Raw genomic sequence first — 12,842 nt, forward strand, 5'->3', positions numbered from 1 at the left:
ACCAAAAGCTTTCTCTTGCACTAAAGTCGCTCGTGCCGATGCCATGCTAGCTTGTGCATCAATGAGTGCAGCGTCATAATCGCTTGGATCAATCTTTGCTAATACGTCGCCTTTTTTGACGAAACCACCGCGGACAAACTTGTCTGACAAATAAACAATTTCACCATTTACTTGCGAAACCAATTCAGTTTCATATTTTGCTGCAACAACACCGTAAGAATTGACTGAAAAGTCCATCGGCTTGATTTCAACTGCTTGCACCGACACTAAAGGGGTCGTATCAAGCTCCGGTTTCTCTTCAGGGGGCTTTTTCAATGCCGATATTCCAATAAATCCAGCGACACCTAATGCAATCACTACCACGGGTAGAATTATTTGTTTTTTCGTAGCCACAAACACGTCCTCTTGTTGAAGCAGTTCCAACACATACTGCAATTGAACCTTGATCCTGATGCTTGTACGGCCAAGGTCAGCGCAATCGAATAATTATTTTGAACGTATGTTAATAGATATAAGTAATTGTAACAGTGTGATTGTGTAAACGTGTGTTTCGGAAGGGGACTGTATTGTTCTATTTGTGGTGCACTGAGTGGGTTGTCATTTAAACTTAGACAAGGAGTGTATCGGTAAATTAATCAACAATTACAAGAGTATATTGTGTTTTAAAATGTAGAGGATATGTCTAAACTTAGTTTTTAATGGTCTTTTTTTGCTATATTTAGGGATATTCTGAATGGTTAAAAATGTAACAAACTGAACCTCCGTAGAGGCTGGTAATGGTTAACGCGATAGAGATAAGCAAAAGATGTTTCAATTGTACAAACAAAGAATCTGTCGGCGAAGGACATTGCATCCTTCACCAATAACATCTTTTACAAAAATAGGAATAGAGTACAAAATTAAAAATGCTTTCACTAAATCGGTGAGTTTATGGGATTAACCACAGCACTTTTTAAACTTGTTGCCACTACCACATGGGCAAGGTTCATTTCGATTAGGTTGTTTTTCAACGCGCGTCGTTTCAGGTCGATTAAGAATACCCATTAAATCGATAACGTTTTCTTCAATAGTCGCGTCAATGGTCACGTTTCCAAGAAGCTGGTTATCAGACAGTAAGAGGTTTACCTCTTTAAGGCGCTCTTCACTTTGAACCGTTAAAACAAGAGGGTTTACGTCGGTACCAAGCTTGGCTACACGTTTAGTATTGAATCCGTAACTTTCATGTTTCGGTTTAGGGTTTTTGCGACCTTTAAAAAAAAATTTGTCTGACATCGTTACCAAGCTCTAGTGTGAAAAGTGTAATAGGACGCATGCTTATACAGGAAAATGGCACATTTTGATATATTTGGAGCCCAACTCTAGCGTAATTGGGTAGATAAACACCCTTTTTGAGTATTACATCGCAATTAGCAAATAAGTTTAGCTCTGTGAGGCGTGATGACGATTAGGCGTTAGACTTCCGATACTCAGCGCTTGGCAAGATAGAGTGGCTTAAAAAGGAGTATATTGGTGTAAGGACAGTGTATTCGACCTTTTTGCTAATTCCGCATTGCCGAAAAGTTTGTTAAAATCGCTGAAAATTAAAGGAGAGCGTTATTTATGCCAGTTTATGTCGTGGGCCACAAAATCCCAGATTCAGATTCAATTTGTGGTGCAATTGCACTTGCACATCTAAGAAACCAAATTGGAGAAGCTTCTATTGCTTCTCGTTTAGGTGAAATATCACCTGAAACTGCGTTTATTTTAGAAAAGTTTGGTTTTGACGCACCAGAACTCAAGATGAGCTACGCTGGCGAGGAAGTATACATTGTTGATCACTCTGAGCTTACTCAAGCGCCGGATGATATCGCTGAAGCGACAATTGTCGGTATTGTTGACCACCATAAATTGGGTGATCTAACAACCTCTACACCGCTCGAATGTTGGATCCGTCCAGTAGGCTGTAGCAACACTATTATTAAAATGATGTATGACTTTTATAATGTCGAGATCCCTAAAGGGATTGCTGGCATTATGATGTGTGCCATCCTAAGTGATACCGTCATCTTTAAATCACCCACCTGTACTACCGCTGATATTAAGTGTGTTGAAGCACTTGCTGAAATCGCTGGTATTGAAGACTTTAAAGAACTTGGCATGGATATGTTTAAAGTGAAATCCGCAGTGCAGGGCACACCAGCACGTGATCTCGTACTACGTGATTTTAAAGACTTCAATATGAACGGGAATTTAGTCGGCATTGGCCAGCTAGAAGTGATTGATTTGTCGGTGTTTGATGATATTAAAGCCGGTTTAGCCGCTGATATCGCATTATTAAAAGCTGAAGGCAAACGTCACAGCGTTTTGTTGCTACTGACTGATATAATGAAAGAAGGTTCAGAAATGCTTATCGTTAGTGACGATTTAAGCATTATCGAATCTGCTTTTGATAAGCACTCAACTGACGCTAAATTTTGGCTTGATGGCGTGCTGAGTCGTAAGAAGCAAGTGGTTCCGCCTTTGCAAGCCGCTTTCGCTTAGACAGAAAATGCATCAAAAAGGCCGAACATATGTTCGGCCTTTTTATTTACTTCCAATATGTCAATTATGGTTTTGTTTTATAAAGAGACTTCAACCGGAGCTGAGCTTTGCCCAATAAGCTTTTAGGGTCGTAGTTTCCTTGCTTATCCGCTTTACCCGCTTTAATTCCAGTGAGTAGTTCTATCGCTTCATCTACGTGGCTGATGGCCCATATATGAAATTTCCCTTTTTTAACGGCATCGACGATATCAGCTCTAAGCATCAAATTATGAATATTTGAAGCTGGAATGATCACGCCTTGACTGCTCTTGCGGCCTTTAATTTTACAGACATCAAAGAAACCTTCAATTTTCTCGTTAACCCCACCAATAGGCTGAGATTCCCCAAACTGGTTCATTGAACCGGTAATTGCAATATCCTGTCTCAGTGGCTGGTCAGCAAAAGAGGACAACATCGCGCATAGCTCAGCCATAGTGGCACTATCACCATCAACACCGCCATAGGATTGCTCAAAAGTCAGGTGCGTCGACAGGGGGATTTTATCTGTTTTACCCAAGATCGAAGCAATATAAGCGGTTAAAATCATCACACCTTTTGAGTGAATACTACCGCTGAGTTCAACCGTGCGTTCAATATCAAATACGCGCCCTTCACCGAAAGAGGTGGTCGCTGTAATCCGACTTGGTGAACCAAACTGGTAGTCAGTCGTCGACATGACTGATAGTGCATTAACTTGACCGGTTTGCTTACCTTCAGTGGCAATTAAGGTAGTGCCGTTAATGAAACTTTGCATGTAATCGTCTTTAGCACGACATATACGCTGCTCTTTGTTGATTAATGCTTGTTCGACATGACTGGTACGGATCATATTTGAACTGACGGCCCGCGCGCAGTAGTTTGCCTCTCTGAGTAAATTAGCAATATCAACCGAGTGCAAAGAGAGCATATTCTGATCGTCGGCTTGCCGAGAGCTAAACTCAATTATCCGTGCTATCGCTTTGCGATCGCAATGCAGCATCTTATTGCTGTGTACAATGCTAGAGATAAACTGCGCGTAATGGCTCTCAGAGTCATCGGTTCTTGGCATTCTATCTTCAAAATCAGCTGTGACTCTGAATAGCTCGGTAAACTCAGCGTCATATTGCTGTAATAGCTTGTAGGTGGCAAAGTCGCCAAACAGAATGATTTTCACATCTAACGGTATTGCTTCCGGCTCGAGAGAGATAGCGCCGGACAACGTCACTTCACGCTCAAGAGAGGTCAAGCTCAATTTACGTGAACGTAATGCGCGTTTAAGACCATCCCAAACGTAGGGATGCTCAAGTACTTTAACCGCATCGATCATCAATACGCCACCATTTGCTTTATGCAAGCTACCTGGACGGATCAAAGAGAAATCGGTAAATACTGTGCCCTTGTAAGTCGCTGTTTCCACGTAACCAAATATAGTGTGGTAGTTAGGTGTCTCTTCAACAATTATCGGCTGATACGGAGAGTCCTGTGCAACCAGTACGTTAATTTGGTAGCGCCTTGGCATCTTCTTGCTCATTGATGCGTAGGCTAGGGCAGCTTGCTCTTCACTTTCTTCAAGAAAGATATCAAGGTTGTCCAAAATATCTTTGTGCATCGCTTTTATAAAAGCTTTAACGTTAGCTTGATCTTTATAGCTTTCTTTTAGCTTGGTAAAGGCAAGCGACAAGACTTCTTCTGCCACTTGTTCATCATGCTTTTGCTGTTTTTCAGAATACTCGTCTTCCCATACCGTTATCTGTCTAACGATACCGCGAAGTTTTGATTCAAGTCCGCTAATTGCCGTTTGCAGTGTGTCTTGCTTTTTTGCCGACAGCATTAGGTAGCTAGCTTCTGTATGTGGCTCTTCACCATCAAGTGCCACTAGCTCGTAGTTTCCTTGCGCAGAAATTGATAAAGAGATGCTCTCTTTTTTGGCTTCCTCGGTGAGTAAAACTAACGCTTCTTCTTGCTTTGCGGCTAATTGATTTTTCAATTTATCAGCACGAGAAAAATACATGTCATTATCAAACGCTAAAGGTAAACCTTTAGCTAATTTGAGCATTAACTTTTCAATCTGCTTTTTAAATTCGAGTCCACTTCCCGCGGGAAGCTTGAGTACTTTAGGGCTGCGCGTATCGTCAAAATTGACGACATAGCACCAATCATAAAGCGTACGCCCGTTAGCGTTTTCTTTTTGTCGACTCAGGTGGCGTAACACCATAGTACGTTTGCCTAGTCCATTACGGCCTAGTGCATAAATGTTGTAACCTTTTTCTTTCATGGACAGTGCAAATTCAACAGCTTGCTGCGCTCTTTCTTGGCCGACAATTTTGTCTAGCGGCTCTAAATGCTTGGTTGATTTACAGGTAGGCGCAAGCTGATTAAGTCCTGAAGTTCGATATAGCTGGTCACTGCTGAGAGGTGTTATTGGCATAGTCGTTCCTCTTATGACGGTTAATAATTCTACTCTATACAGTTAGATAGCATTTATCCGCAAAAAATTGATATGAATGAGTAAAATCACCGCTATATGGGCTCAAGTGCTGTATAAGTAAACAAAGTGACCTTGTTCGCTTTTTATTTACTGAGATGCGGATGTTCAATTCTGGCTGAATTGTTCTAAAGGTGTGTAAAAAATAGACGGCTATCGTAACGTTTGCGCAGCAAGTATTGATCAAATGTTAGGGGCTGCGCTAACAATCCCTTATTACAATGAAAACCGTTTCTCGCCATCAAATGATATTACGACTCTATCATTCAACTTCAAATACGGCGCTTATATCTGGCGCGGATTGTAATAGATTAAGACAATAGCAGTGTCGTTAATGCTGATGCAGTTAACGACATAAACCTCTGTTATTTCGCGCCGATAATTTATGCCCTAGCAATCATAAGCCTTTTAAGTATTGAGCTCGGGTTGAAGCTGAAAGCGCTTGCTTAAGAAAGTTAACCTGCTCAGGATTAGAGTCTGGGGTCAATAACCGCTTAACAGCACTAACAAGATCTGCTTTTGGCCACACAAATTGACTCTGTGTTTCTATCGCTCTTAGATCCAACAATATATGTTCAAATTTATTGGGGATTTCATGAATAATGTCTGGGTTGAAGAAGTGCTCTGCACCGATCAAGTTATTGTGATCCCGCCTTTTTTTATCAATGATAAAACTGACGTCTTTAACATTAGTAATTGTCGTCTGTTTTTTGCAAACCGATAGGCACTCGCTATCCATTACAGACTTATCGCAACCAGAAGATTGTAAGAACAAACACTGTCGACTCGTCATCAGTAATACGGGATGCAATGCGCTGTAATGTAGGCTGAAATTCTGTGGTGGATTAATGGCTTTTATCTGTTTTGCATTAAGTTCATTAGAGATAAATGCGCCAACACAACCTACTTTTTTCAAACTGTGCAAACTAAATGAATTACTGGTATTGAGGTGGGGCCCTGCAATCCAGTTAACACCCAAGGTATGTGCGATATGGCCTACACCGCTATTATTGGTGGCTATCAGTGTTTGCGGAATACTCTTAAGCAGTTGTGCTACCGTAATAAAGTCTGCTTGCAGCACGATGGCGCCAAACCAGGGAGTGAGTTCTGGGTGTGCGTTGAACAGCGCAATGAGTTTTTCCTGTTCAATGGCAATTGAGTCAGGCACCGCGTAGTAAAATCTCACTTGTTCAGTCGAGCTTTGTTGCTTTAATTGTGTGTATAAGGCCAGATCTTTTCGATTACCGATCAAAACAGATAACTCAGTTGGCCGCGCGGTATTTTGGCGTGTGTTCAATACTGCATTAGCGAGGCGTTGTTTACGAATATCACTGAATTCAATCGGCTTATATAGCGCCTTGTTGCCGTTCAAAAACGTTACAATGGCCGTTTTCATCTGTGTCAGTTCTTTAAAAGAGAGGTAAATGGCGCTTGCCAAGCCGGTGCAGTTAACTTTCTTTAGCACATGTTTATAAGAATTGAGGCTAGCGAAGCGGCTGGTGAGTTCCTCAACCGATAAATGATACTTGTCCGCAGCGGTTAAACAGCTTGTTGATATCACGCTAAAACTTGGGGTGTCACTCGCCGCGACAAAAACACTAATGTTAAGTGGAGTGCCAATATCACCGCTGATCTGTAGCTCAATTTCAGGCTTACTAATATCCAACGTTTTGATTTGTTCAGTTACTGAATCAATAATAAGGGTTTTCTTATCATAGAGCCGTTGCTTAACGACCTGAATAACCTCACTTGTCGGTTGGTCACTTTTAGACGCTATCGCGCTAAAGTGTTGTACAGCGTTATCTCGGGGATTGTCGATGTACATCTCTTTGCCCACGTTCCCCGTTAGATAGCCGTTGGTAAAGTCACGGTTAAACACCGTATATAGTGCTGTTTTATCACTTGTTAATGTTTGCTGCTGTTGCAGTTTTGTCAGTTGCTGCCGCCAAGTATCAATAACGCTATAAACGTAATGGGATTTTTTTATCCGGCCTTCAACTTTTAATGAATCAACACCCGCGTTAATGAGACTTTCAAGATCATCAAAGGCGGAATTGTCTTTCATATTTAAAGGGTAATCAGATCCTACATCCGTACGTTGATATTGATCTCTACAGGGTTGACTACAGCGGCCGCGATTACCCGAATTACCGCCGTGCGCGGAGCTGAAATAACAAAGGCCAGAAAAGCCGATGCAGTTGGAGCCATGTACAAATACTTCCGTTAGCATGTCGAGCCTATGCGCCATCGTCGATAACTCGGTGATCTCACCAAGATCCAACTCTCTAGACAGGTTTGCTCGCGTAGCTCCCATCTCCTTTAAAAACGCCAGTTGACCGCTATTGTGAGTGGTTAATTGAGTTGAGGCATGCACCGCTAAACTGGGGTAATAACGGGAAATAATGTCAAACACACCGAGATCTTGCACAATGACACCGTCAATATCGGTATTCACAAGTTGGTTGAGTAGTTTGAAAAGAGCGGGTAACTCATGCTCTAGCACAATAATATTCAAGGTTAAAAATAACTCACAGTGGTGCTGATGAGCGACTCTTAATAATCCGCATAGCTGTTCAAAATTGAGATTTTCAGCGCGTTTTCGAGCATTGAAATTATCAAGGCCGCAATAAACGGCATCAGCCCCTGCAACGATAGCCGCTTTGATTGACTCTATATCACCACCCGGTGCCAACAACTCGATTTTTCTCACGATATATATCAACCTACAACATGTATGACTAAGATCTTCAAATAGGCAAACGATGTGCTGTATTAGAAGCTGTTAAAAATGGATTTTAGTGATTCAATAATCCCGTGGCTACGGAACATGATTAACTTATGACTAAACTATGAAGTTGATCGCCTTTGACTCGCATTTTCGACCTATCCATTATTGAATGATGCTCTGACATACAACACCTGAGCAATTGAAGCGGCAATTCGCTTAGACAGAAATAGGCTTCAACAGAGCTACAAATGTTAGTTTTATCGCTATGCAATGGTCCAGGATTGTTTGCTGAGGCGTTAATGGATCAAAATCTGGCAAAAGATTGCTCAATATTGCCTTTTATTGCACAAGGTTAATTGATATAAAGTGAAAAAGCTCATAGGATCAGCATTCACTTATCAATATCAAGATTGAAGTAAATGAACAACGATACCAAACTTAATGATGCCCAGCTTGAGCTGTATTTTATTTATGACAGTCATTGTCCATGGAGCTATGCAACAACGCCCTTAGTTAATGCTCTATGTGAAGCTTTTCCAACCATACAACTTCACTTACTGCACTGCTGCCACTTTGACGGCACAGATTCAGCGGGTCTTGACCAAGTTGACGCGATTAAAAAGCTATCTAAGGTTAAGTTTGGTAGAGAGCATATTCGTTATGCAAACAGCCCAAAAGATGCCACTAAGGTCGCCAATCTAATGGCTTGGCTGGAAACCAAACAACCAGATAAAATGCTAACCGTGCTTACTGCATTACAGCATGCTCATTTTGTCGAAGGCAATCCACTGACCAACAAACATGATTTTAGCACCATCATTGATACTCATAAGATATCGCCATCGAATAAGGTGTTTAGAGAGGAGTTAATCAATGATGCTGAGCAGACGCTGGCGGGGATTGCTGAGATCTATGAAGTTATTGGTACAACATCATTTCCAGTGCTAATGTTAACCGTTGATGACCAAGGTATTTTCATTGATCATTCAAAGTATTTAGCGGCCCCTGAAACCGTTGTTGAAGCAGTGCGACAAGAGGCTGAACACTTAGACTAATACTGAGTGCTGAGGCTTGTGACTTATTGCTCCCGATTGTGATTGAGTTACAGGCCTTTCTATTCAGAACAACGCTAAGGTAATAAACTCAGTTTAACGCCAGCAACACCGTATAATTGAACAAAACGATGCCCGTTTACGGTTAAGCAGTTAAGTCATTTTCAGCAGTGTATTTTCTTATTTGCGAGGCCACTTACAATGCTTGTAATCAAAGCCCAGCTAGTAAGCCCCGAGCCAGAGCATTTAGAACAGATGCTGACTTGGTTCACCGATACACAAGCGGTATTTGATTGGGCTGGCCCAAATTTTAGATATCCCTACAATCTAAGCTCTTTTACAGCAGATCTTACGCTTGATAAACTAGCTTCTTTTGTATTAGTCTCTGACAAAAAACAGCTTTTAGGCTTTGGCCAATACTACCGGCGAATCGATAGGTGTCACTTAGGTAGAATCGTCATCAGTCCACAATGGCGTGGTAACGGTTTAGCCAAAATGCTTATAGAACAGCTGACAGCCAAAGGGCTTAAGGCGTTCAATGTTGAGCAAAGTTCATTGTTTGTGTTATCTCACAACCACCAAGCATTATACACCTACCTGAAATTGGGTTTTGTGCAAAGCGAATACCCCGCAGCAATACCGCTACAACACTGTTTGTACATGATTAAATAAACCCATTCGAGCGGTAACCCAGTCTCATCTACTCGCTAGAGTTAACCCCGCCATAGATGTCGATAGTTAAGCCTCTTTCTTCAATGTAATTTTTCGGCGTTAAGCCAATTTATTTTTTAAGTTACCGAATGAGATGAGGTTGGTCACTAAAGTCGAATGTTAACGCCACATCAACCCAATCAATGTCCGTTGCATTGCGCTGATACAAATATTCTAACATCGTTTCTAATTTGTTCATCGACTGGCATTGTTTCATCGTGAGCCCGATGACTCGATTAAAACTGCGCTCTAACGTTCTCTGCGAGCAAGACAGCTGCGGAAATAGGTGTTGAATCTAATAGTGGCAGCACCTTACGGGTTATTTCACTATGTTGATCTTCGATAGCATTGTTTAACAATGGTAAAAATAGCTCATCTAGCTTTGCACAACACACTGGAGGATCTGTACGCCCTAGTTGTAAAAGTGATCCCACCGAAAAATCAGTGACAGAAAGCCATTGCGCTATATCAATGCTCGCCGCAGAGTTTAGGCTTGGGTGATTGTAGTTGGGTAGATCAACCGAGTGCATCGATGTTTTAACTGTGCTTTTACATTGGCTTTAGATTAGTTTTTCTCTTTCTGTGCACGACACAAAAATTACCACGCTTAGTGCGGCATTTTGAGCATCTTTCACAATCAACTGCAGCTTTTTTGCCTTGTTTCCAGCGCTTAATTAAATGAGGTTCTGCCAGCAAAGGTCTTGATATTGCGAAGTATTGGATATTGGTTTTGTAGGCAATCTCTTCAATCGCAGTAATGTCACTCAATCCGCCAACGGTAATAATGGGGACATTGACGTCTTGGCTAATAACATGGCCATATTCATGGAAGTAGCCTTCTTGTTGAATAGTATAGCCATCAAAACATTGACCAATCATGGTGCTGGCCTTGCCATGGATATTCCCTGAGATGATAATAGCATCCACGCCAATCGCTTCTAATTTTTTACAAATTATGCGGGTTTCAGCAAAGGTTAACCCCCCCTCAAAAAACTCAGATGCGGTTAATTTAACTAATATTGGATAGTCTTCACCTACAAGCTTTCTTATCTCTGCATAGATCTCTACTAATAGTCTCATTCGATTGTCTAAGCTGCCACCATATTCATCTTCTCTTCGATTGTAATATGGGCTTAAAAACTGATTGATCAAGTAGCTATGTGCCGCGTGTATTTCGACTCCATCAAACCCCGATGATTGAGCTCTTCGACTTGCTTGAGCAAATGCTTCAACGATGTAATCTATTTCATCCTTGGTCATGGCTTTGCCTAAAGTTAGTGTACCTCTTTCGCACACTTCACTCGGCGCATAGATCACTCTTTCGCCCACATTATGCGTGGTTTTTGTGCCACCGTAGGCAAGTTGCATCACTATTTTGGCATCATTGCTGTGTACCAACTCGGTGAGTTTTTTGTATTCAGTGATAAAGGAATCATTGTACATTCCCATCATGCCGGCATTAGGCTGCTCTTCTTCTACAATATTGGCGTAACCCGTGACAATGAGACCGACTTCTCCTTTAGCGAGTTCTGCGTAGATAGCGTACAACTTATCTGTCATATGGCCATCTTCAGTCGCCATATTTTCCCAGGTAGCGCTTCGAATGAAGCGATTTTTCAATGTCATCTTGCCAATACAGGTTTCTGCAAACAAAGTACTCAAGTCTAATCCTCTTAAAAATCGATTTTTGTAATATAGCGTGATCATGAGATAAAAAAGAACAGCCATGCATTAAGCATGGCTGTTCTTTTTTGCTATGTACGAATCAGCAATAACTAATATTACCTCCAATATAGAAGACAATCCTTAATCTGGATTAAGATAGTGTCATATAAATCATCTGAAAACCGGTTTAAAACGAGTGATGATCATCACTCAATAGGGAGTCGAACACGCATACCGCCTGAGCATAGCAGGCTCAGAGTTGAGCGTAGATTACCTACTCATAATTACTGGCGTTTGCACTACAGAGGTCTGTTAGTACTGCGATCCTCAAGCCGTTTTTCAATCTTTAATGGCTATTATTCTTGAATCTGACATCTATATATAGTTAAAGCGCTATTTGTGCTTTGCAATGCTGTAACGAGAATAATATTAAAGGAAAGGGCACTTAAAAGATTGAAGTAATACCACTGATTTTAATAAGGATTAATGTTTAAATGGGATTTGTGCATTCATTAACGACGTATTATCAGGATATTATGAAAACCATTGGACTGTTAGGCGGGATGAGTTGGGAATCAACGAGTAACTATTACAAGGCACTCAATGAAGGCGTTAAATCTAAGCTTGGTGGATTACATTCAGCCAAAATATGCCTTTATAGCGTCGATTTCGCTGAAATTGAGTTACTGCAACATCAAGGAAAATGGACTGAGACTGCAGACATTCTTGTTCACGCCGCTAAAGCCGTAGAACTTGCGGGTGCTGATTTTATAATGATTTGTACCAATACTATGCACAAAGTTGTCCCTGAAATAGAAGCTAAAATTACCATTCCTATCCTACATATTGCCGACGCGACCGCAGAGCAACTGGTTAAAGATGGCATAACAACGGTCGGGCTTTTAGGAACACGCTTTACCATGGAACAAGACTTCTATAAGGCTCGGTTAACTGAAAAGTACGGTATCAATGTCAACGTCCCCAATTCAGCTGAGCAAACGGTAATACACAACATAATCTACGATGAGCTATGCCTAGGCGAGATAAAGCAGGGATCTAAAGAAAAATACTTAGAGGTTATTAACACGCTATTTCAGCAAGGCTCTGAGGCTATCATATTAGGCTGCACGGAGATTGCGTTACTTGTTCAACAAGCAGACACAGAAATCCCATTGTACGATACGACTGAAATTCACGCGAGAAGGGGTGTTGAGCAGGCATTAGCGTCTGTTTAGTCGTACTCATCCTTTAAGGTTAACGGCTTACAAATAGATAATTTCAGCTTTAAAACGTTAAGTGGTAGCTCCTGTTTGCCGCTAATATCGACTAAATTCGCAGTTCATAAACTTGAATTTTATTTAACGACGGTTCAAATGCCACTTTTATGGCAATCGACCGAGTACTAAAGACCATACAATAAAGATGTAATCTTTATCTTAAATAGTTGAATTTCAAATTAATCAAAAAAACTAGGGCCATTTGTTGTCCGATAGGATAGGAGCAGCTTAATACCGTATTAACAGCTCAAGTTTAGGTCGATTTGAAATTCAATTGCCATTCAGCCCCAGACAAACTGACGAAGTGCTATCAGCAAAAATTTACAATCTATTACCGGGAAAGTAACATCAGAGATGATTGATTTCAGCAATAAGCTGCATGTTGC

General features: G+C 41.2%; 10 protein-coding genes. 4 read left to right on the forward strand and 6 right to left on the reverse strand.

Annotated features, from left to right (window positions below; all coding sequences use genetic code 11):
- Positions 1-393: efflux RND transporter periplasmic adaptor subunit (locus CXF82_RS06880; protein WP_145991668.1), on the reverse strand; the 393-nt coding region annotated here is incomplete at its 3' end.
- A 543-nt stretch (positions 394-936) separates the two neighbouring features.
- Positions 937-1,272 carry a PBPRA1643 family SWIM/SEC-C metal-binding motif protein gene (locus CXF82_RS06885; protein WP_101090190.1) on the reverse strand — a complete coding sequence of 112 codons (336 nt, stop codon included), beginning with the start codon at positions 1,270-1,272 and terminating at the stop codon, positions 937-939.
- Positions 1,273-1,599: 327 nt separating this feature from the next.
- Here CXF82_RS06885 and CXF82_RS06890 point away from each other — a divergent pair, with 327 nt between their 5' ends.
- Positions 1,600-2,520 carry a manganese-dependent inorganic pyrophosphatase gene (locus CXF82_RS06890; RefSeq protein ID WP_101090189.1) on the forward strand — a complete coding sequence of 307 codons (921 nt, stop codon included), beginning with the start codon at positions 1,600-1,602 and terminating at the stop codon, positions 2,518-2,520.
- Positions 2,521-2,584: 64 nt separating this feature from the next.
- Here the strand turns inward: CXF82_RS06890 and CXF82_RS06895 are convergent, their stop codons facing one another.
- On the reverse strand, positions 2,585-4,966 hold the full coding sequence (locus CXF82_RS06895; RefSeq protein WP_102043911.1) for a Lon protease family protein: 2,382 nt from the start codon (positions 4,964-4,966) through the stop codon (positions 2,585-2,587).
- A gap of 454 nt (positions 4,967-5,420) precedes the next feature.
- A complete protein-coding gene (locus tag CXF82_RS06900) occupies positions 5,421-7,733 on the reverse strand; it encodes a peptidase U32 family protein (protein ID WP_102039732.1) in 2,313 nt (770 codons plus the stop codon).
- A gap of 437 nt (positions 7,734-8,170) precedes the next feature.
- Here CXF82_RS06900 and CXF82_RS06905 point away from each other — a divergent pair, with 437 nt between their 5' ends.
- Positions 8,171-8,806, forward strand: coding sequence for a protein-disulfide isomerase (locus CXF82_RS06905; protein WP_102039733.1), 636 nt, complete (start codon positions 8,171-8,173; stop codon positions 8,804-8,806).
- Positions 8,807-9,004: 198 nt separating this feature from the next.
- The gene (locus tag CXF82_RS06910; RefSeq protein WP_101090185.1) at positions 9,005-9,475 is read left to right on the forward strand and encodes a GNAT family N-acetyltransferase; all 471 of its coding nucleotides are present in this window, start codon (positions 9,005-9,007) and stop codon (positions 9,473-9,475) included.
- A 275-nt stretch (positions 9,476-9,750) separates the two neighbouring features.
- On the opposite strand, the gene CXF82_RS06920 is transcribed toward CXF82_RS06910, so the two are convergent.
- Both CXF82_RS06920 and CXF82_RS06925 read right to left on the reverse strand, forming a co-directional pair.
- Complete coding sequence (locus CXF82_RS06920; protein WP_102039734.1) at positions 9,751-10,044, reverse strand: hypothetical protein; 294 nt, start codon at positions 10,042-10,044, stop codon at positions 9,751-9,753.
- Between the two features lie 19 nt (positions 10,045-10,063).
- Entirely contained in the window at positions 10,064-11,176 is a 1,113-nt protein-coding gene (locus tag CXF82_RS06925; protein ID WP_180961178.1) for an NADH:flavin oxidoreductase, read from the reverse strand.
- A 539-nt stretch (positions 11,177-11,715) separates the two neighbouring features.
- On the opposite strand from CXF82_RS06925, the gene CXF82_RS06930 reads away from it, so the two are divergent.
- The gene (locus tag CXF82_RS06930; protein ID WP_102039742.1) at positions 11,716-12,414 is read left to right on the forward strand and encodes an aspartate/glutamate racemase family protein; all 699 of its coding nucleotides are present in this window, start codon (positions 11,716-11,718) and stop codon (positions 12,412-12,414) included.
- Positions 12,415-12,842: the final 428 nt, after the last annotated feature.

The organism is Shewanella sp. GutDb-MelDb, from assembly GCF_002836075.1.
GTDB lineage: Bacteria > Pseudomonadota > Gammaproteobacteria > Enterobacterales > Shewanellaceae > Shewanella.